Genomic DNA, 20,599 nt, shown 5'->3' with positions numbered 1-20,599 from the left:
GGCGTTTTTACAATCAGGTTTTCAGTTCACGAACCGCCTGCACCAGCGTGGATTCATCAATCTGACCAATCGACGTCACCCCGGTCAACGTCATCGCCACGCGCATCTCTTTGGCGAAAATATCCAGCATGTTTTCCACCCCGCGTTGACCGTCGGCGGCCAGCGCGTACGCCATGGAACGCCCCAGCAGTACACCTTTCGCGCCCAGCGCCAGCATCCGCACGACATCGAGCCCCGAGCGGATCCCCGAGTCGACCAGCACCGTCAGGTCATTGCCCACCGCTTGCATGATCGGCGGTAATGCCTTGGTGGTGGACAGCACGCCGTCCAGCTGTCGCCCGCCATGGTTCGACACCACAATGCCGTCCGCGCCAAAGCTGACCGCGTCCCGCGCATCCTGAGGGTCGAGGATGCCTTTGATGATCATAGGGCCTTGCCAGAAATCCCGAATCCACTCCAGGTCGCTCCAGCTGATCGACGGGTCGAAGTTGTTGGCCAGCCAGCCCATGTAGTCTTCGAGGGTGACGGCTTTGCCGAGGTACTTCGAGATGTTGCCCAGGTCGTGCGGGCGCCCCATGACGCCGACGTTGAAGGCCCAGTCGGGTCGGGTCATGGCCTGCAGGATTCTTCGCGAAGACGCAAAAGGTCCGGACATGCCCGAGTGTGCGTCCCGGTAGCGCGCGCCGGGCGTGGGCATGTCGACGGTGAACACCAGGTTTTTCACCCCGGCGGCCCTGGCCCGCTCCAGGGCATTTTTCATGAAACCTCTGTCTTTCAGCACATACAGCTGAAACCAGATGGATTGTTGGGTTTGGGTCGCTACTTCCTCGATCGAGCACACTGAGACCGTTGACAGGCACAGGGGGATGCCTTTGTTTTGTGCGGCTTTGACCGCTTGCGCTTCGCCACGACGGGCGAACATGCCTGTCAGGCCGACTGGCGCGAGGATGATTGGCATTGCAAGGGGCTGGTCGAAGAGGGTGGTTTCAAGGCTCAGGGTTTCGACGTTTTTCAGAATGCGCTGACGCAGGCTGATGCCTGTCAGGTCGGCGCTGTTGGCCCTCAGGGTGTGCTCGGCATAAGCGCCGCCGTCGATGTAATCGAACAGGAAGCGGGGGAGTTTGCGGCGGGCTGCCTCGCGGTAGTCGGATGCGGATGAAATGATCATGGTGCCTCGGTCGGGTGAATGGCGGGGCGATGGGTGCATCGGGTCAGAGTAGCGAAAACGGATCGCGTTTGCGGTAATTCTGTTCACTTGAGGAAATGGATAGTGGTTTGATTTCGCGGATGGTCTTCGCACCTCCTGTGGGAGCGAGCCTGCTCGCGATAGCGGTGTGTCAGGCGACCCGTTCTTGCGGATGAGCCCAGTACCCTGTGGGAGCTGGCTTGCCAGCGATGGCTGTGTGTTGGGCGACATAGGTTTTGATGGTGTACATATCCGTTGTTGCGGTAACGGCCGCTAATGGTTTCGCCCTTACGGCGAGTCACTTTGGAAAAGCGCCAAAGTAACCCGCCGTAAGGGCGGAACCAATATCAGCCGTTACCGCAGAAACGGATATACCCCCCCAATCGCTTGGCGGATGTCAGTTGGTATCCAGATCCACATTCTTCGTCTCACGCAAACAGATCATCCCCACCACCAGGCTCACCGCAGTAATCACCACCGGGTACCAAAGCCCGTAGAAAATGTCCCCGGTATACACCACCAATGCAAACGACACCGTCGGCAGAAACCCGCCGAACCAGCCGTTACCGATGTGATAAGGCAGGGACATCGAGGTATAGCGGATGCGCGTCGGGAACAGTTCGACCATCAGTGCCGCCAGCGGGCCATAGCACATGGCGGAAATGATGATCAGCACCACCATCAGCGCCACGATCATCGGCTTGTTGACCTGTTGCGTATCGGCTTGTGACGGATACCCCGCCAATGTCACCGCGCCGCGCAGGGCCGCTTCATCGTAACCATTGATTTTCACGTCACCGACGCTGACCTGCACACCGCTGCCGGCAGGTGCCGCCTGGCTGATGTAGGGCAAACCCTGTTTCACCAGGAAGGTTTTGACCTTGTCGCACGGGCTGTCAAATTTCGCCTTGCCCACCGGATCGAACTGGAACGTGCAGGTGGCCGGGTCGGCCAGCACGGTGATCGGCGCCTGGCGGCTGGCCTGGTCGATGGCCGGGTTGGCGTAGTGAGCGATGGACTTGAAGATCGGGAAGTACAGCGCGGTGGCCAGTAACAGGCCGATCATCAACACCGGTTTGCGCCCGACCTTGTCCGACAGCCAACCGAAGAAAATGAAGAACGGTGCACCGATGATCACGCTGACGATCAACAGACTGTTGGCCAGTGCCGGGTCCATTTTCAGGAACTGGGTGAGGAAGAACAGCACATAAAACTGCGCCGCATAAAACGTCACCGCTTGCCCGGCGTTGATGCTGAACAGCGCGATCAGCACGACTTTGAGGTTTTCCCATTTGCCAAAGGAATCACGCAGTGGCGATTTGCAAAGCTTGCCTTCCTCTTTCATTTTCACGAACGCGGGTGATTCGTGCAGGCTCAGACGAATCCAGGTCGAGATGCCCAGCAGCACGATCGAAAACAGAAACGGAATCCGCCAGCCCCAGACTTCGAACTGGTCACCGGTGAAATAACGGCAACCCAGCACCACGAGCAACGACAGCAGCAAGCCGAGGGTTGCAGTGGATTGAATCCAGCTGGTGTGGAAACCGCGTTTGCCGATGGGCGCGTGTTCCGCGACATAAGTCGCAGCTCCGCCGTATTCACCGCCCAGGGCCAGGCCCTGAAGCATGCGCAGCACCACCAGAATGATCGGCGCGGCGATGCCGATGCTGGCGTAGGTGGGTAGCAGCCCGACGCAGAACGTCGCCACACCCATGAGGATGATGGTGGCGAGGAAGGTGTATTTACGCCCGATCATGTCCCCCAACCGACCGAACACCAGCGCACCGAAGGGCCGCACGATGAAACCGGCGGCAAACGCCATCAGCGCAAAGATAAATGCGGTGGTGTCGTTGACCCCGGCGAAAAACTGTTTGCTGATGACCGCCGCGAGGGCGCCGTAGAGGAAAAAGTCGTACCACTCGAACACCGTCCCGAGTGACGACGCGAAAATGACTTTGCGGGTGTCGCGGCTCGCGTCGACGCTGCGTGTGATTTCCAGAGGCTGTACATGTTCTGACATATCGGTATCCCTCACAGTGATTGTTTTTGTTGTTCCACTGTCGGCGCCTGCCTTGTGGGCGGGTGCCGCTATTCCTTTGCTCAAGAGACTGCGGTCAGTGCGTTTTCGTCAGGTGCAAAACTCCTTGTGGGTGCTTCCAGAATGAGTTGCGCGGCTTTTTCGGCAATCATCAGCGTAGGCGAACAAGTGTTGCCCGAGGTGATGCGCGGCATGATCGACGCATCGGCGATGCGCAGGCCGGGGATGCCATGGACCTTGAGCTGCGCATCGACCACCGCGTCGGCGTCGTTGCCCATGCGGCAGGTGCCGACCGGATGGAAAATCGTCGTGCCGATGCGGGCGGCGGCTTCGTGCAGTTCTTCTTCGCTCTGCAGGCTGTCACCGGGCAGGTATTCCACCGGTTTGAACGCTTGTAGCGCTGGCGCGGAAACGATACGCCGGGTCAGGCGGATGGCGTCGGCCGCGACGCGCAAGTCTTGCGGATGGCTCAGGTAATTGGGTTGAATCAGCGGAGATTCCTGCGGATCGGCCGAACGAATGTCGATTCGGCCACGGCTTTGCGGACGCAAATCGCAGACCGACGCGGTGAAGGCAGGGAAGGCGTGCAGCGGTTCGCCGAAGCGCTCCAGCGACAAGGGTTGCACGTGGTATTCGAGGTTCGCCGAGGTCTGTTCCGGCCCTGACCGGGCAAACGCTCCGAGCTGACTCGGCGCCATGGACAGCGGTCCGCTGCGGTCGTACAGATAACGCAACCCCATGCCCATCTTGCCCCAGACACTGCCGGCGATCTGGTTCAGGGTCCGCGCGTTTTCCAGTTTGTAGATCAGCCGCAGTTGCAGGTGGTCCTGCAGATTGCCGCCCACGCCGGGCAGTTCATGGACCACGCCGATCCCCAGTTTTTCCAGGAGTGGGCGAGGGCCGATGCCGGAGCGTTGCAGGATAGTCGGTGAACCGACGGCGCCTGCGCAAAGGATGATTTCCTTGCGTGCCTTGAACGTTTTCGCCTGGCCTTGCCAGCGCGTGCTGACCGTCGAAGCCCGGCCGTTTTCAAGCAGGACGCGGTCGACTTCGACGTCGGTCAGCACGGTGAGGTTGGGACGGTGACGAACCGGTTTGAGAAACGCCTTGGCCGCGTTCCAGCGAATCCCGGCCTTCTGATTGACCTGGAAGTAGCCGCAACCTTCGTTGTCGCCCTGGTTGAAGTCGTCGATGCTGGCGATGCCGCTTTGTTCGGCTGCACTGCGAAAAGCATCGAGAATCGGCCATGAAAGGCGCTGACGCTCGATCCGCCATTCGCCGGCGGCACCGTGGAATTCAGAGTCGCCGGAAAAGTGATTTTCGCTTTTCTTGAACAGCGGCAGGACGTCGTTCCAGCTCCAGCCGGGGTTGCCGTCGGCGGCCCAGCCATCGTAGTCGCGGGCCTGGCCGCGCATGTAGATCATGCCGTTGATCGAGGAACAGCCGCCGAGCACCTTGCCGCGCGGGTAACTCAGGGCGCGACCTTGCAGGCCGGGTTGCGCTTCGGTCTTGAAGCACCAGTCGGTGCGCGGGTTGCCGATGCAGAACAGGTAACCCACGGGGATGTGAATCCACGCGTAGTTATCGCGGCCGCCGGCTTCAAGCAGCAGCACGTGATGTTGCGGGTTGGCCGACAACCGATTGGCCAGCAAACAACCGGCCGGCCCGGCCCCGACCACGATGTAGTCGAATTCATCAAGGGAAGTCTGCATCCCTGACCTCGTATTGTTGTTCTTGTTGTCGGTCATCCTAGTTGTTAGCTTTCGTCAAAAGAATGTTAGTTTTTGCGCAGCCGCTGTGCGTTTTTAAACAGCGTAGCCCTAAGGACGGTTCATGTTCGACTGGAATGACCTGCGGTTTTTTCTCGAATTGCAACGTAGCGGGCGTTTGCTCACTGCCGCCCGCCGTTTGAACACCACCCATGCCACGGTGGCCCGGCACATCGAGGCCATCGAAAAGAGCCTCGGCACGGCGCTGTTCGTCCAGCACGCCCAGGGCTACGAGATGACCCCGGCGGGCGAAGCGTTGCTCAAACACGCCGAGGCGATGGAAAACGTCGCGCTGCTGGCTCAGGAAGAGATCACCCAATCGACAGCGCCGCTGGGCAAAATTCGCGTCGGCGTGACGGAAGGGCTGGGCATCATGTTCCTCGCCAGTCGCATGAACGGGCTGTTCGAACGCTATCCGGGGCTGGAAGTGGAACTGGTGGCGGTGCCACGGTTTGTCAGCATCCTCAACCGCGAAGCCGAGATCAGTATCCATCTGGAGCGCCCGTCCGCCGACATGTTGGTCACACGTAAGCTCACCGACTATCGACTGGCGCTGTATGCCAGCCAGGCTTATCTCGACAGGTCGCCACCGCTGCGCAGCCGCGAAGACCTCGCTCGTCATGCCTGGATCGGTTACGTCGACGATTTGTTGTTCAGCCAGGAACTGATGTTCCTCAACAGCTTCTGCCGCAACCCGCAGGTGGTCTTCCACAGCACCAGCGTCATCGCCCAGCAACAGGCGGCGCGATCAGGCCTGGGGATCGCGGTGTTGCCGTGCTACATGGCCAGTGCCGATCCAGAGCTGGTGCCGTTGTTGCCGGATGAAAGCATCCAGCGCAGCTACTGGATCAGCACCCGTCGCGAGCTGCACAAGTCCGTGCGGCTGCGGGTGTTGTGGGATTACGTGGTGGAGATGTGTGAGCGCGAGCAACATTTATTGTCAGGCATCGATCCCTTGTAGGAGCAAGGCTTGCCCGCGAAGGGGCCATTGAATCGTGTATCAATTTCAAGGCCGCCTTCGCGGGCAAGCCTCGCTCCTACAAAAGATGGTGTTCCAAGGGTAACGCAGTGGTCATCGATGTCCATCCGGGATCGACAGGGTGGCGCGCAACCCGCCTTCCGGGCGATTGACCAGGGTGATTCGGCCACCCAACCGAGTGGCGATGGTGTTGACGATCGTCAGGCCCAACCCGGCGCCTTGAGTATTGCCGCGGCTGTAAAAACGTTCGAACAATCGCCCGCGATCCGCTTCATCGATACCTGGCCCCTGGTCTTCAACGCTAAGGTTGTAGAACCCGTCGGCCTGGCTCAGTTGCACGGTGATAACACCCTGCACAGGTGAAAAATTCGCCGCATTGGTGATCAGATTGTTCAGGGCAATGTCGATGGCGGCGGCGTCGGCCACCACGGGCAAGTGCTGATCGTTGACGTCGAAGGCCAGTTCGAGGTTTTTACTCAACAGCCACGGCGTCAGCTGAACCAGACTGTCGCGTACGGTTTCGGTCAGGTCGATGCTATGCAGCACCGGCGCAACGGCTTTGGGCTCGAGACGGGCCATGGTCAGCAATTGATTCACCAGACGGCTGGTTCGGTCGACACCGGCGATCAGGAATTCCAGTGATTCGCGACGTTCCTGTTCGGTGCCGGCCTCCAGCAGGTTTTGCGCATGCACCCGCAACACCGCCAGGGGCGTACGCATTTCATGGGCCGCGTCGGCAATGAAGCGGCGCTCGCGACCGAGCACTTCCTGAATCTGCGCGAGCATGCGGTTGAGTGCTGCTTGCATCGGTTCCAGTTCGCTGGGCAACGGGTTCAATTGCAGCGGTTCAAGTGAACCGCTGTGCCGCGCCCGTAATGTCGCTGCCATATTCGCCAGCGGCTTGAGGCCCCAGCCGATGGCCAGCCAGACCATGGCCGCCAGAATCAGGCTGCCCAGAATATTGGGCCACAAGGTGTGCCGCACGATCCGGTCGACCAGATCAGCACGCACGTCGTCGCGCTCGCCGACCCAGATGCGCAGGTGGTTCTGTTTGTCTTCGAGCAGGAATGCGCGCCAGTGGCGGTTGTTCAAGTCCACGACATCACTGAACCCGGGTTTCGACGGGGGGGCGGTGAAGGAGGGGGCGCTGGCGGTGTGCACCAGCACTTCGTCCTGCTGATTCCAGACCTGAAACGCCAGTTTGCTTTCATAAGGGTGGCCGTCGACCCTCGGTACCGCTTCGCTCAAGGCCTTGTTGAACGCCTGGTACAACTCGGTGTGTTCCTTGCTCGCCATCGGCATGCGCATCACACCCTGCAGCAAGCGGGCGTTTTGCGCGAGGTGGGCGTCGTAGACTTCGGCGATTTCGTGATTGCTGTCGTGCAGGTTGAGTGCGCTGATCACGGCCAGACCGGCCAGCATCAGGCCGATAATCAACGTCAGCGTACGGCGACGGATCGACGTCATCGACGCTCCTCCACCAGGTAACCGACGCCTCGAACAGTGCGGATCAGGTCGGTGGAGAATTTCTTGCGCAGGTGATGGATGTGCACTTCCAGGGTGTTGCTTTCAGCTTCTTCGTTCCAGCCGTACAGCAACTGCATCAGATGATCGCGGGTCATGACCCGGCCCGGTGGCGAGAGCAATTCGTGGAGCAGTTGGTATTCCTTGGGCGTCAGGGCCACCGGTTCTCCCTGATAACTGACTTGCTGGGTGCCGGGGTTGAGGCAGATGCCGGCGTGTTCAATCAGCGCCTGAGCGCGACCGGCACTGCGCCGCAACAAAGCCCGCAGGCGAGCCTTGAGTTCCGCAAGATCAAAGGGTTTGATCAGGTAATCGTCAGCGCCGGCGTCGAGCCCGGCGATGCGATCCTCGGTTGCGTCCCGCGCGGTGAGGATCAGTACCGGCAAGTTCGAGCCGCTGTCGCGCAAGCGTCGCAGCACCTCGAGCCCGTCCATGCGCGGCAGGCCGAGGTCGAGCACCGCGAGGTCAAAGGTTTCGCTGAGCAGCGCGTGCAAGGCGCTGCTGCCGTCCTGCAGCCAGTCGACGGTATAGCCTTCGCGACCCAGCGCCTGGTGGATGCCTTCGCCAAGCGCCACGTCATCCTCGATCAGTAATAAGCGCACACGGACTCCTGTCAGTCGAGTTTCTTGTTCACGTCCACCAGCAACGCTTCGATTTCCTTGCGACGTCCGGCATCGGCGAGCTCCCGGCCCGGCCGTGGCGCGGCCTGCTGGGCTTTTTGCAGCGCTGTCCGGGCTTCACCGTAACGCTTTTGACGGTAGAGGTGGTCACCCCAGAAGTACAGACTATCGATGCCGTTCGGGTTGAGTTGCAAGGCCTGTTTGAGTAACAGTTCGGCTTGGTCCGAGTCGCCAAAACCGATGGGCCATCCGGGAACGCGGTCGTACAGAGCGCCGAGGCTGGTATAGGCAGAGCCCTGCAGCGCTTTGGGGTCGAGCGCCAGAGCTTTCTCCAGATCGACCTTCGCTTCCTTGACCTTGCTCAACGCACCCAATCCGCCTTGGGCACCGGCCCAACTGCTGGTGACAATGCCGGACCAGATCCAGGCTTCGGCCACCGATTGGCGCTCCCGAGTAAACGCCGCAGCCTGTGCGGCGAGCTTTTCAAACGCCGCGGTGCGTTGGTCCGCAGGCAGCTCGTACTGAATGTGCGCCCAGCTTTGCTGGATGCCGGTCAGGCGTTGCTGGTCAGCGGTGTCCAAAGCCCAGACGCTTTGGCTCAGGGCGGTGAGCAGCAGGCAAACGGTCAGTTTTTTCATGGTTTGAGTTTCTCGTTGTCGGGCTTCTGACTCAGGCGACGGATCAGCGGCAGTTGCTTGCGCAAGCCTCGGTCCACCAAATTGGGCAGCAGGCTGTTGAGGCGCACGAAAAAGCGCTCCGGCCAGCCCAGATACAAATCACGACGGTCGCCGGCAATCGCGTGAATCACCGCCGAGGCGACTGTCTGGGGGGCATCGACACTGGATTTCAGAGCGTCATTCAAGGCCTGCGCCGCGGGGCTGTTCATGCTCGTACGGGTGGCGCGTGGCGCGACGTAGAGAACGCCGACCCGGGTGTCCGCCAGCTCCCGGCGCAGGGCTTCGGAAAAACCGCGCAAGGCGAACTTGGTGGCGCAATAGCTGGCGTAGCCGGGGTAGCCGATCGACCCATAGGTCGAACCGACGTTCACCACCATCGCGCTCTCGGCTTGCTTGAGCAGCGGCAACAACAGTTTGGTCAGGCAGATCGGCGCGCTGATGTTCACCGCCAGCATCGCGTTGATGTCGGTGTCATCCAGTTGTTCGAGCATGGCGAAATGGTTAATGCCGGCGGCGTTTATCAGCAGGTTGATGCCCCCGATGGACTCGGCCGCGGCCAGCACTTTGCGCCGGTCGGGAAGGAGCGTCAGGTCGGCACCGACCCAGTACAGGTGCTGCGGATAGCGCGCGAGCAACGGTTCCAGGGATTCGCGATGCCGGACCACCGCCAATACGTGTGCACCGCTGGCACACAAGGCAGACGCGATCGCCAGGCCAATGCCACCGCTGGCGCCGGTCAATACCACGCGAGCTTCAGACAGGCGCATGCAGGTACTCCCTGTCACGCGGCAGGCCACGGAACATGTCGGCATAAAGCTTGTAGACCACCCTGGAGGCATGAATCACCGCGGCCTGGTCGGCCGGGTCGTCGAGGGTGTTCATCAGTCGGCGGTAGGTTTGCATGTGCTCGATATCCAGAGAGCCATGGGAACTGAGGTAGCTGAAGGCGCTTTCCGGTAGTTCCAGACGCGCGCGTATGCTGCCAGCGGCGTGGGTGGCGAGTGCGATGCTGGTGCCTTCCAGCACGTTGACCATGCCGAACAGACCTACCGGGTTGTCCCGGGCAATCAGGTCGTAGAGAAAGCCGACCATCAATTCAATGGGCAAGGACGGGCGACCGTCGCTAACCGAGTCCTTGTCGCCGCCGCAGGCTTCAATGTCGTTGAGTATCCATTTTTCGTGGCCGTATTCGTCCTCGATGTATTCGCACACGGCTTCGCGCAACCACTCCAGCCGCTTCGGCAGACGCGCGCCGCAGGCCATCATCAAAGGCACGGTGTGACGCACGTGGTAATAGGCTTGTGTGAGGAAAGCCCGGTAACTTTCCAGGCTGACCTTGCCCTCCAGTGCATCGCGAATGATCGGAAGGTTGAACAGTTCGTGTCGCTCTTGCTGGGTGGCTTCTTGCAAGGTGTCGAAAAAACTCATGATGCGGAGTCCTCGGAAAGTGCGGATTCAGTCAGGTACGCCCGATAACGCTCGACGATGGCGTAACGCCGTGGACGGCCATTGGCGGTCAGCAAGCCGTTGGCAGAGGTGAAAGGTTGATCCAGACGCGTCCAGTGATGGACTTGGGCGTAATCGGGCAAGGCTTCGTTGGCCTGAGCGATGGCGACGGCAAGTTCTTCGTCGGTGCAGTCCGGGCGATGCGGCCAGAGCAGTGCATGGTTGCGCGGCATGGCTTCGCCGTAGACGAAGGCCTGGGCGATGTGATGGCGCTGGGTCAATTCGGCCTCGACCCATTCAGGGTTCACGTTGCGACCGAAACTGGTGACGAATTGATGTTTCTTGCGCCCCTTGAGGTAGAGGAAGCCCTCGGTGTCGAATTCGCCAAGATCGCCGCTGGGCCACCATTCATCCAATTGCGGTGTTTCTCCCAGATAACCGAGCAGTGTCGAACCCTTGATCAGCACCTCATCATCATCGGCCAGACGGATTTCCACATGGGGCAGGGGCCGGCCGACGCTGCCGGGGCGATTCGCTTGCGGTCGATTGAGGCACACCACCGATGCGCACTCTGACAGTCCATAACCTTCGTAAACCGGGAGGCCGACTCGTTGCGCACGATGCAGCAACTCCTCGGAAACCCGTGCACCACCCACCGCGGCAAAACGTAATGCATAAGGATTGAACGCTTTTTGTTCGGTGGCGCTGACCAGCATCAACAGCAATTGCGGCACCAGGATCAGGCTTTCGGGTACTCGGCTGGCCAGGCAGCCAAGCAGTCGTGGCACATCAACACCGCTGGCACCCTGGATGCCCAGGGTTTGCTGACTGGGCAGGCTCAAGGTCGCACCGGCATACAGCGCGGCATAGCAACCCAGGTTTTCCAGGAGGACCGCCAGGGGCAGCAAAGCGAGGTGATGTCGCGGGTGGGTGGGTTTGCTGGCCTGGTCCAGTTCACGGGCGACGCGCAAAACGCTTTCGGCGCTCAGGCATACGCCTTTCGGTGTGCCGGTGGTGCCAGAGGTGAAGGTCAGTTTGGCGGTACCTTCGGGCACCCGGTTCGGACCGTTGAATGTTCGACGCCAGAACTCACCGGTACTTTCGTAACCGGCTATTCGCATTTGCGCTTCCAACTCCGGCTCGGCAATCACCCGTTCTGCCTGGCTCTGTTCCAGGCAATGCTGGCGTTGAGCCGGGCTGAAAAACGGTGGTAGCGTCAGGCAGGTCAGGCCTTCGAACAGCGCGGCCAGGTCCCAGAGCATCGCTTCGACGCCATTGTCCAGAGCGAGCGCGACCACCTTGACGTTTTCATCGCGCAGGCGCTGCTGGCGATACACCACTTCAGCGTACAGCGTGGCGTAGTCCATTTTCAGGTGATCGCCCCACACTGCGATGGCATTGGTCTTGCGTTCGGCATAGCTGCGCAGGGTCTGTTTGAAATGCTCAATTTCAGGCGACATGGCTGGATTCCTCAATGGACGACGGCAAGCCCAGGCGGTTGAACATCCCGATGTTGCGCAGATGAACGAAACCGGCGCGGATGTTGCCGACGTGAACCCACGGCTTGCTCTCGTAGTAGCTGCCCCAGCTGTGGCGGTCATCGCCCAGCCGCGCGGGGTCGGCCGCACACAGGGTGACGGGTTTCAGACCGAGGCGATGGAAGCTGTTCACCAGCCCGATGTTGCCGGTGAACGCCACCCATTCCAGACCGCCCATGGCCAGCAGGTACGTGATGGCGATGATGCTCAGGCGAGCACTGCCGGTGTCGCTGGCGGCCAGATTGCCCACCTCGACGATGCAGGCCCTGTCTACCGGTTGGTCGGCCGCGGCGCTGATAAGCGGGTCGATCGGTTCGTCCAGGTAGCGCTCCAGGAACAGCGGTTCGGCGCTGGCCAGGCGTACGCCGGCCACTGCACAGAGTTCGCCGGACGCGTTGTTCAGGCCGAACAGCTCCGGCATGAAATGGCGGATATCGGCGCCGTGGGCCTTGCGGAATCGTTGCTGAATAAAGGCTTCGAAGACTGGACGTTGGGGCTCATCCGGCAACGCTCTGGCCAGACTCCTCTGCGGTGCATCGGCTTGGCCGAAGTGCAGGGGCAGGGGGATGTTCCAGTCGAAATCGGGCATTGGAAAACGCCTCCCAGGTTAAGTGTGGGAGGAGTATCGAAGGCATTTCTTAACGGAATCTGAAGGTGGCAGAAAGCGTGGCCGGGGCGGTCTTCAGATTGCCTTAAGCCTGGGCGTGCAGGGTATACGCCGTCGGTCAGTACGATAACAGGGTCAATCAGCGCCAGCGGTAATGTCGAACTGTGTGCTCGCCAGCCGTTCCCCGTTCACCAGAATGTGCACTGCGTGACGGCCGGCGTAATGTTTGCGGGTGGTGAGTTCCTTGATGTGCTGACCACGGCTCAGCAGGGCGGTGGCGTGGCCAGGCAGCGTCAGCGCCTTGAGCTTGAATACCTTCGCCGAGGTGCTGCTGTTGGCTTTGACGTAATTGATGGCGTAGTCGATCACCAGTCGCTGGCTGTTCTCGACCGTGGATTTAACGGTAAAGGACAAGGTTATTTTCTCCCCCAATGCAATCACCGCCGGTTCGACTTTCACGTCCATGATCTCGACCTCGGGTTTTCCACCCGCGCCAATAATCGCCAACGCGCGCTGATTGCCCCGTTTGATCAGGCTGCGCAGGGCATGTCTGGCGATCCACGCGGTGTGCCTGTTGTCCAGCGACCAGCCTTCAATCAGGTCCAGCACCCACTCGGGATGGTCCTTGGTGATGTCGTTCAAGTGGTTGGCCACCGACTTGCGCACATAGAGGCTGTCGTCGGCCTTGAGGTTGTCGAGGATGGCGGCGGCGAGGGTCGGGTCAGCCTGGATCTGCTCCAGTCGAAATGACCACGGCAGACGCGGACGGCAGCCTTCGCTGGCCAGACGCCGTACGTGTTCGTTTTCGTCCAGCGACCACTCGTGCATCACCGCCAGCGCGCGTTCGAAGTCGCTGCGCAGGAAATAACGGATCGCGAATTCAGCGGAGCCGAAAGCCGTGAAGTATTTGAGTGCGTCCATGGACTGTTCGAACGCGTGGCCGCCATAGGTCGCGACGTAATGGGGCAGCGAGATGCTGACGAAGCCGCTGTTCAGGCGCGGGGCGAGGGCGCGAAGTAACTCGAGCGACGCTTCATAACTCAACGGCAGGACAGCGTGCAGGCACTCGCTGACACGGGCCATGCGCTGCATGATCGACAACTCGGCGAGCCCGTCGTTGGCCATTTTCAGGAAAGCCCTGGCGTTGAATTCGGGGTAGACCGCGGTCATCTCGGTGGCGATGTGCTTGAGGCGCTCGGCGTTGAAGATTTCCTTGAGGGCGGGAGAAGGTTGATCGGCAGCCATTGTGGATTCCTTTGAAATTTGTATTTATCCAGACGCACCGCGTAATCGTTCTTCGCGGGCAAGCCTCGCTCCTACAGGATGTATGTTTGCCACGATATTTGGCACGACATTGAATCTGTAAGAGCGAGGCTTGCCCGCGAAGAGGCCCTCAAATTCACCTCAGATCTTGCTGGATTCTTCTTCCAGCTGATCCGACTCAAACAGCTTCGCCAGTTCCGCCCGGGCTTCCTGAGCGGTCTGCAACACCTTCGCCGCATCGTCATACACCGCATGCTGCGCTTCCAGCACCTGTTCATCGTGATGCTTGAAGCGCTTGATCCGCGCATCCGCCTGAGCCTGGGTCAGCCCCAGTCCTACCAACGTGCGCCGGCTCATTTCCAGACTCGAATAATAGGTTTCCCGAATCGCCTCGGCCCCCAGGTCCACCAACCGGTGCACATGCTGGCGGTTACGGGCGCGGGCGATGATCTTGATGTGTGGATACAGCCTGTGCACCACCTCGGCGGTCTTGATGTTGGTGTCCGGATCATCGGTGGCGATGATGAAGTATTCCGCCTGCTCGACCTTGGCCGCGCTGAGGATTTCCGGGCGCATTGGGTCGCCGTAGAACACCGGCACGCCGCCGAAGCTGCGCGACAGTTCGATGGTTTCCACCGAGGTGTCGAGGGCCACGAACTTGATGTTTTGCGCGCGCAGGATACGGGCGACGATCTGCCCCATCCGGCCCATGCCGGCGATCACTACGCGGGGTTCGTCGGTGTTGATCTCGCGGAATTTCTCCGGCACCACCACCGGCTGCACCTTCGGGCTGACCACTCGTGCGCAGATCAGCAGCAACAGCGGCGTCACGGCCATGGACAGCGTGATCGTCAGCACCAGCAGGTCGTACAGGCGTGGCTCGAACAAACCCTGATCCCGACCGATCTTGAACACCACGAACGCGAATTCACCACCGGCGGCGAGCACGATACCGAGGCGAATCGCACTGACCTTGCCCAAGCCACCGGCCAGTCGACCCACCACAAACAACAGCGGCAGCTTGATGGCGATCAGCAGCAGCGTCAGCCCCAACACCGTGATCGGCGCGCTGAGCAGCAAACTCAGGTTCGCGCCCATGCCGACGCTGATGAAAAACAGTCCCAGCAGCAAACCCTTGAAGGGTTCGATCTGTGCTTCCAGCTCGTGGCGATATTCGGAGTCCGCCAGCAGTAAACCGGCGAGGAACGCGCCCAGCGCCATCGAAACGCCCACCAGATCCATCAGCCACGCCGTGCCGATCACCACCAGCAACGCGGTGGCAGTGGAGACTTCTGGCAAACCGGTCCTGGCCACCACGCGGAACACCGGTCGCAACAGATAGCGGCCGCCAATCACCACCACCGCAATGCTGCCCAATACCCGCAAACCGTGGTTCACATCCTCGGCCGCGCTGGTGGTGTGATCGCCGCCCGCCAGTAGCGGCACCATGGCAATCAGCGGGATCGCGGCGATGTCCTGGAACAACAGAATTGCAAAGGCCAGGCGCCCATGCGGACTGGTCAGTTCTTTGCGCTCAGCCAGGCTTTGCAAGCCAAACGCAGTGGACGACAAGGCCAGGCCCAGACCCAGCACAATTGCGCTGTTCAGCGGCTGGCCAAACACGAACAGCGCCACCACGCCAATCACCGAGCCGGTCAGCAGCACCTGCGCCAGGCCGACGCCAAACACCGACTTGCGCATCACCCACAAGCGCCGTGGCGACAGCTCAAGACCAATGATGAACAGCAGCAACACCACGCCGAGTTCGGAAATATGACTGACGCTCTGCGGGTTGCCGATCAGGCCCAGTACCGACGGCCCGATAATCACGCCGGCAAACAGATAGCCCAGCACCGCCCCCAGTTGCAGGCGCTTGGCCAAAGGAACGGTGAGCACCGCCGCGAACAGAAACACGACAGCGGCTTGCAACAGGTTGCCTTCATGGGGCATGAGGAAACTCCAGAACTCGGTACGGCGGGGGGCACAAGGATAAAGGCTGCGATGACGGGCGTCAGCCCGGTTGGCAATGATTGTATGAATGGCGCGTCGTTGCGTATATCACTCGCAACCAAGAGGAATTTTTTTGCCCTTCATTCCGCCCGACTATGACTCAACGTCTGCTCACCCAACCGATATTGATTATTCCCGCTGCGTTTAGCCTCATACATCGCCAGGTCCGCAATATGAATCAAGCGGTCCATGCTCGGCGCATGGTCCGGGAACACGGCGACGCCCAGGCTGGTGCCGATGTGGCGTTGGTCGGTGCCGATGGTCACGGGGGGTGAGAGTTCGACGAAGATTTTCTGGCAGATGCTGCGGGCTTCGTCTTGCAGGCTGCTGCCTTGAGGCAAGCCCTTGAGGCAAGCCCTGGAGGATGACCACGAATTCGTCGCCGCCGATGCGGGCGACGGTGTCGGTTGAACGCAGGATTTTCTTCAGGCGTGTGGCGGTGGTGACGAGGACGCGGTCACCGGCGGCATGGCCGTAATGGTCGTTGATGGCCTTGAAACCGTTGAGATCGACGAACACCAGCGCCACTCGGGTGGCACTTATGCGCGCCTGCTCCAGCGCCTCGGACAAACGCTCCTCGAGCACCAGCCGGTTGGGCAGGCCAGTCAACGGGTCGAAATGAGCCAGGTGCTGCAAATAGCTGGCGGAGGCTTTTTCTTCGGTGATGTCGCGGACCACGCCCATCATCTTGATCGTTTCATCGTGATCGTTCTTCACCACATTGCCGGTCTCGCGCAACCAGCGGATGGTGCCGCCCGGCCAGATGACCCGATATTCCTCGTCATGATTCTCGCCGGTTTCCAGGCAACGCAGCTCACCGGCCCGCACCTTGATCCGGTCGTCCGGGTGCACGCAGGCGCAAAACAAGGCGTAGGAGGGCGTTACTTCGCCGACCTTGAAGCCGAACATGCCGTAGATCGCGTCCGACCAGTAGAGTCGGTCGGTATCGACATCCCAGTCCCAGGTGCCGATACGGGCGAAATACTGGCTGCGCTTGAAACGTTCGGCGTCGCTGTCCTGGTGAATAGTCTGCCGTTCGGACAGGCTGGTAATCAGCGCCCGATGTTCGGCCAACTGCTTGCGCAGCGAGCGCTCGCGGCTAATCAGCACGATGATCAGGGCAAGCACCATTGTGCCGAGGGCTGCGCTGGTCCAGACGAAGTTCATTCAGGGGTTGCCATCATGGCGAGCCATCATCACGGAAAGTGTGCTTATGGTAGTTCACACGCCTGCGCTATGGCATTTGAAGCCCTAAAGAACTTCTCCTTTGTCCCACAAGTGCACCAATTCCCCCGGCGCCTGATCCTCGGGCACTTTCAGCACCAGCCGGTCGTCTTGCTCATTGAGGCGGTAGCGCACTTCGATTTGATAGAAGCGCTGATCGCCCTGGCCGGAAGACTCGCGGGTGAGGGGCAGGCAACCCTCCAGCAACGTGCAAATGCGCGTGCGCTGATCGAGATTACATTGCGCGAATTCAATTTCACGGGGGCGGGTCAGCGCGTGGACCATCGCGAAACCGCCCTGGCGGGAAAGAAGAACGACGGCTTCATCGCCCAATGTTGGCAGCGTTTTCATGAACCCTCCTGACTCGATTTGACACCCACCTCGGCCCACCCGTGCTTTACCGCTCGGGCTTCGTCGGTGCCGAAACGGTTGCGAGCGTGGGCAACGGTCAGTTGCGCGAATTGCTCGAATGACGCTTCACTGTCCAAACGTTTGTCGCACAGCGTGTCGTACCAGATGCGCCCGGCCTTGTCCCAGGCAAAGCCGCCCAGGGCTTGCGCCAACAGATAAAACGCCCGGTTGGGAATACCGGAATTGATGTGCACGCCGCCATTGTCTTCCTGGGTGATGACGAACTTGCGCATGTGGTCCGGTTGCGGGTCCTTGCCGAGCAGCGGGTCGTCGTAAGCCTTGCCTGGATGAGCCATCGAGCGCAAGCCGACGCCCTTGATGCGAGGCGTCAGCAAGTCGGCGCCGATCAGCCAGTCCGCCTCTGCAGCCGTCTGACCCAGCACACGTTGCTTGATCAGCACCCCGAAAACATCCGATATCGACTCATTCAATGCCCCGGACTGGTTGGCGTAGACCAGGCCGGCTTCGCTTTCGATGACGCCGTGGGTCAGTTCGTGCCCGATCACATCCAGCGAGCGGGTGAAGCGCTCGAAGATCTCGCCGTCGCCGTCCCCGAAGACCATTTGCCCGCCGTTCCAGAATGCGTTTTCGTAATCCTGGCCGTAATGCACACTGCCAATCAGCGCAAAACCCTGATTGTCGATGGAGTCACGCCCCAGCACCTTCCAGAAAAAATCATGACTGGCGCCCATTGCATCGTACGCCTCATCAACTGCGGGATCGCCCGTCGCAGGCTGGCCTTCAAGGCGTGCGGGCATTCCCGGCAGAAGCAGTTTGCCTTGCGCATCATGAATGCTGCGCTGGACCTGACCGGGTTGAACCGGGGTGGGCAGGATCGCCGCCGCCGCAGAAGGCACCGGTGAGCCCGACGTGTGCCGAAGGGTGCGCACGTGCGTCAGCGTGACCATCGCGCTGGAGCGCTGACGCTCGGAACCGTGGGCGATGATTCGGTTGAGAATGTAGGGCGGAATGAAACTGCGCAATGGTCGTGGATCGGTCATCAGAGCGTCCTTTACTGAGCTCGAGGTCGATACTCATGTGAGCGGGCACCAAGGGCTTCGGTTCCACGGATTGCCTTCGGCGCCGAATTCTGCGAAAACCTCCGTCCGCGCCCCGGACCCGGGCGACCGTAAACGAGTAGAAACATGAACGACGAACTGCAAATCATCGATATCGAGCCGGGCGACGGCAAAGCCGCCGTCAAAGGTGCCCTGATCACCACCCAGTATCGCGGCTGGCTGGAAGACGGCACCGAATTCGATTCTTCCTACAGCCGAGGCAAGCCTTTCCAGTGTGTGATTGGCACCGGGAGGGTTATCAAGGGCTGGGATCAGGGGATCATGGGGATGCAGGTCGGCGGCAAGCGCAAGTTGCTGGTGCCGGCGCATCTGGCCTATGGCGAGCGCACCATGGGCAAGATCACGCCGAATTCGAACCTGATTTTCGAGATTGAATTGCTGGAAGTGCTGACGCGGGATGATTGATTATCGTGCGAGCTTTAACGACAAAAACTGCACTCTCTGTTTGCAATAGGCCGTTTTTGTCGGTTTGTTGATTGAGCCCGCGGCGTTTCTTTCTATTGGCGTCTCAGGTGAATGTGTCGATATCGTCGAGGGTGTCCGCAACGATGCCTTCCAGGGCGGGAAATTTGTTCTTGACGTTTTCGAGTGCTAGAAATACCGGTTCCCTATCTAGCTTGCCATGCCTGCGGGCTAAATGGCCGAGTGCGGTGACAGCGGACGCTGCAACCGATTCGGCCTCACTCGCAAGGTACTTAAGGCAAGTGTTCTGAGCCCAGATTCTGTCTCCTTCATTCAGACCAATGGAAACCAATGCCGCAATAACATTTGCATTTACGTCGCTGGCAAGGAGCTTCGTTGCTTCATCGTGGCTCATTGATGGATCTTGATAGTGAAGGCTCACTTGTTTTTCCCCAGAATATTGCCCTTGTTGTCTGCTTTCTTAGCTTTGATCAGAGCATTTTTCATATCTTGGTGGAGTTTATCCCATGGCCTGACGTGGCCGTGATAAACATCTCCTCCCGTACGGTCAAAGACAACAAACTCATTTGTGTCCGGATCGACGCCAATCCTGCGTGGGGATGTAGGTTTCACCTGAACTGAGTTCTCCAGCGCTTCTTGTCCATTCGTGGGGCCCTTACTTTTGACTGGAGTATCCGTCTTGCCATGGTAACTAGCCGCATCGAACTCCAGACTCAAGACAATATAAAGAGGTTTGATACCGGAATCGGCAGGAAATACAAGGATGAAGTCTTTGTACTCGGGAGGATAGATCGGGTTGACGATGATGTTATCTGCCTGTTCAGTAGGCGGATAAATCCAAATGTGCGGGGCTTGTGGGGCACCTTCTAAAGGTGGGATTCCCGAAGTGCCGGACGGATCAACGGCTGGAGTCCATATCAGTGTTGTCCCATTGCCGAAGTCAGCTACTTGTTGAGTGCCTTGAGCTAAGAATTGCACTACAGGAATCATTTCCCAATCGCTACGCTTCTGGGTGTTGTATCCGTATCCCTTTAAGGTGCCATCGGCCTGTTGTTCGAGATGCAGTCGGACACGTGTCCGGCCTTCGTCAAGCGACTTGAGCTGTTCTTCTGTGTAAAGGGAACTGTCCCCCAGACTTGAGGGCCAAAGCAGTGCCACCACCCCAGTCAATGCACTAACAGCAACGCCTCCCGTAACTACAGCTGCTCCACCAGCAGCACTTGTCCCGGTGCTAGCGGCACCAACCCCGCCTAGGAGAAGTGTTCCCAGTGCAGCAGGTAATGTACTGCCACTTATTTTTTTTAGAGGGATGTTTCCCTCTGTGTCCCTTTCGCGCCCGCCCAGCAGGGAGAGTTTTCCGTAATCGGCCAGCCTCTCCACAGGGACAAACCCTGCTGGGTTGTCGTGGTTGATTACGCCGTCGGGAAGGTTGCAGCTTTTCGCGAACACACACCCCTTGGAACTGGGCTGGCCCTTTTGTTGAGACCGTCTTATGAAGCGGTCTTCATATGCCTGTTGTCGGGACAACATATCATCATAAGTTTTTTGTCTGGCGTCGCGCTCTGCTAGTTCTGTAGCAGTCATGTAGCGGCTGGTGACGCGGTGTCCGTCGCCTGAAGGTGGGTTTTGAACCCTCGGTATGTCTGTTTTGCGAGCCATGAGCGTCCTTGTTTCATTTTTTGAAAGCGATGCGGACGCTATATCAAACGGTATTTTATTGATGTAGGACGGTTCTGAAGATCGAGCATCGAAGTGTCGTCGAAGCTGTACAGACAGTGTTTAATGTGAAGTTATCCCTCAAAGGG

At 59.7% G+C, this 20,599-nt stretch carries 18 protein-coding genes and 1 pseudogene; 2 read left to right on the top strand and 17 right to left on the bottom strand.

Annotated features, from left to right (window positions below; translation table 11 throughout):
• Positions 1 to 13: 13 nt before the first annotated feature.
• The 3 genes from lldD to KJF94_RS12995 form a co-directional block, all read right to left on the bottom strand.
• Positions 14 to 1,168, bottom strand: coding sequence for an FMN-dependent L-lactate dehydrogenase LldD (lldD, locus tag KJF94_RS13005; RefSeq protein ID WP_214383976.1), 1,155 nt, complete (start codon positions 1,166 to 1,168; stop codon positions 14 to 16).
• Between the two features lie 415 nt (positions 1,169 to 1,583).
• The gene (locus tag KJF94_RS13000) at positions 1,584 to 3,206 is read right to left on the bottom strand and encodes an MFS transporter (RefSeq protein WP_214383974.1); all 1,623 of its coding nucleotides are present in this window, start codon (positions 3,204 to 3,206) and stop codon (positions 1,584 to 1,586) included.
• 80 nt (positions 3,207 to 3,286) lie between these two features.
• Positions 3,287 to 4,936, bottom strand: a complete 1,650-nt coding sequence (locus tag KJF94_RS12995; protein ID WP_214383972.1) for a GMC family oxidoreductase — start codon at positions 4,934 to 4,936, stop codon at positions 3,287 to 3,289.
• Between the two features lie 121 nt (positions 4,937 to 5,057).
• Between KJF94_RS12995 and KJF94_RS12990 the strand changes: the two genes are divergently transcribed.
• Positions 5,058 to 5,954 carry a LysR family transcriptional regulator gene (locus KJF94_RS12990; protein WP_214383970.1) on the top strand — a complete coding sequence of 299 codons (897 nt, stop codon included), beginning with the start codon at positions 5,058 to 5,060 and terminating at the stop codon, positions 5,952 to 5,954.
• A gap of 111 nt (positions 5,955 to 6,065) precedes the next feature.
• Here the strand turns inward: KJF94_RS12990 and KJF94_RS12985 are convergent, their stop codons facing one another.
• From KJF94_RS12985 to KJF94_RS12930, 12 genes and pseudogenes are all read right to left on the bottom strand, one after another.
• Positions 6,066 to 7,439 (bottom strand): ATP-binding protein, encoded by a 1,374-nt coding sequence (locus KJF94_RS12985; protein WP_214383968.1) that lies wholly within the window; start codon positions 7,437 to 7,439, stop codon positions 6,066 to 6,068.
• Positions 7,436 to 8,098, bottom strand: a complete 663-nt coding sequence (locus KJF94_RS12980) for a response regulator (RefSeq protein WP_214383966.1) — start codon at positions 8,096 to 8,098, stop codon at positions 7,436 to 7,438. Before KJF94_RS12980 ends, KJF94_RS12985 begins: the two co-directional genes overlap by 4 nt.
• A gap of 11 nt (positions 8,099 to 8,109) precedes the next feature.
• Positions 8,110 to 8,754 (bottom strand): tetratricopeptide repeat protein, encoded by a 645-nt coding sequence (locus tag KJF94_RS12975; RefSeq protein ID WP_214383964.1) that lies wholly within the window; start codon positions 8,752 to 8,754, stop codon positions 8,110 to 8,112.
• Complete coding sequence (locus KJF94_RS12970) at positions 8,751 to 9,560, bottom strand: SDR family oxidoreductase (RefSeq protein ID WP_214383962.1); 810 nt, start codon at positions 9,558 to 9,560, stop codon at positions 8,751 to 8,753. The genes KJF94_RS12975 and KJF94_RS12970 overlap by 4 nt, the downstream gene beginning before the upstream one ends.
• On the bottom strand, positions 9,547 to 10,221 hold the full coding sequence (locus KJF94_RS12965) for an iron-containing redox enzyme family protein (protein WP_214383960.1): 675 nt from the start codon (positions 10,219 to 10,221) through the stop codon (positions 9,547 to 9,549). Before KJF94_RS12965 ends, KJF94_RS12970 begins: the two co-directional genes overlap by 14 nt.
• Positions 10,218 to 11,699 carry an AMP-binding protein gene (locus tag KJF94_RS12960; protein WP_214383958.1) on the bottom strand — a complete coding sequence of 494 codons (1,482 nt, stop codon included), beginning with the start codon at positions 11,697 to 11,699 and terminating at the stop codon, positions 10,218 to 10,220. The genes KJF94_RS12965 and KJF94_RS12960 overlap by 4 nt, the downstream gene beginning before the upstream one ends.
• On the bottom strand, positions 11,689 to 12,366 hold the full coding sequence (locus KJF94_RS12955) for a thermostable hemolysin (RefSeq protein WP_214383956.1): 678 nt from the start codon (positions 12,364 to 12,366) through the stop codon (positions 11,689 to 11,691). Before KJF94_RS12955 ends, KJF94_RS12960 begins: the two co-directional genes overlap by 11 nt.
• Before the next feature lie 153 nt (positions 12,367 to 12,519).
• Positions 12,520 to 13,629 (bottom strand): DNA alkylation repair protein, encoded by a 1,110-nt coding sequence (locus KJF94_RS12950; RefSeq protein WP_214383954.1) that lies wholly within the window; start codon positions 13,627 to 13,629, stop codon positions 12,520 to 12,522.
• 159 nt (positions 13,630 to 13,788) lie between these two features.
• Positions 13,789 to 15,597, bottom strand: coding sequence for a monovalent cation:proton antiporter-2 (CPA2) family protein (locus KJF94_RS12945; protein ID WP_214383952.1), 1,809 nt, complete (start codon positions 15,595 to 15,597; stop codon positions 13,789 to 13,791).
• A 140-nt stretch (positions 15,598 to 15,737) separates the two neighbouring features.
• A pseudogene (locus KJF94_RS12940) lies at positions 15,738 to 16,824 on the bottom strand (diguanylate cyclase domain-containing protein).
• Positions 16,825 to 16,908: 84 nt separating this feature from the next.
• Entirely contained in the window at positions 16,909 to 17,232 is a 324-nt protein-coding gene (locus tag KJF94_RS12935) for a protealysin inhibitor emfourin (RefSeq protein ID WP_214383951.1), read from the bottom strand.
• Complete coding sequence (locus tag KJF94_RS12930) at positions 17,229 to 18,293, bottom strand: M4 family metallopeptidase (RefSeq protein WP_214383949.1); 1,065 nt, start codon at positions 18,291 to 18,293, stop codon at positions 17,229 to 17,231. The genes KJF94_RS12935 and KJF94_RS12930 overlap by 4 nt, the downstream gene beginning before the upstream one ends.
• Positions 18,294 to 18,437: 144 nt before the next feature.
• On the opposite strand from KJF94_RS12930, the gene KJF94_RS12925 reads away from it, so the two are divergent.
• The gene (locus KJF94_RS12925) at positions 18,438 to 18,776 is read left to right on the top strand and encodes an FKBP-type peptidyl-prolyl cis-trans isomerase (protein WP_214383947.1); all 339 of its coding nucleotides are present in this window, start codon (positions 18,438 to 18,440) and stop codon (positions 18,774 to 18,776) included.
• 103 nt (positions 18,777 to 18,879) lie between these two features.
• On the opposite strand, the gene KJF94_RS12920 is transcribed toward KJF94_RS12925, so the two are convergent.
• On the bottom strand, positions 18,880 to 19,188 hold the full coding sequence (locus KJF94_RS12920) for a hypothetical protein (RefSeq protein ID WP_250548275.1): 309 nt from the start codon (positions 19,186 to 19,188) through the stop codon (positions 18,880 to 18,882).
• 23 nt (positions 19,189 to 19,211) lie between these two features.
• The gene (locus KJF94_RS12915; RefSeq protein ID WP_214383943.1) at positions 19,212 to 20,453 is read right to left on the bottom strand and encodes an S-type pyocin domain-containing protein; all 1,242 of its coding nucleotides are present in this window, start codon (positions 20,451 to 20,453) and stop codon (positions 19,212 to 19,214) included.
• Between the last annotated feature and the right edge of the window lie 146 nt (positions 20,454 to 20,599).

This window comes from Pseudomonas hormoni (assembly GCF_018502625.1).
Lineage (GTDB): Bacteria > Pseudomonadota > Gammaproteobacteria > Pseudomonadales > Pseudomonadaceae > Aquipseudomonas > Aquipseudomonas hormoni.
The sequence above is the reverse complement of the archived record's forward strand: the minus strand, read 5'-3'. Positions and strand labels throughout refer to the sequence as shown.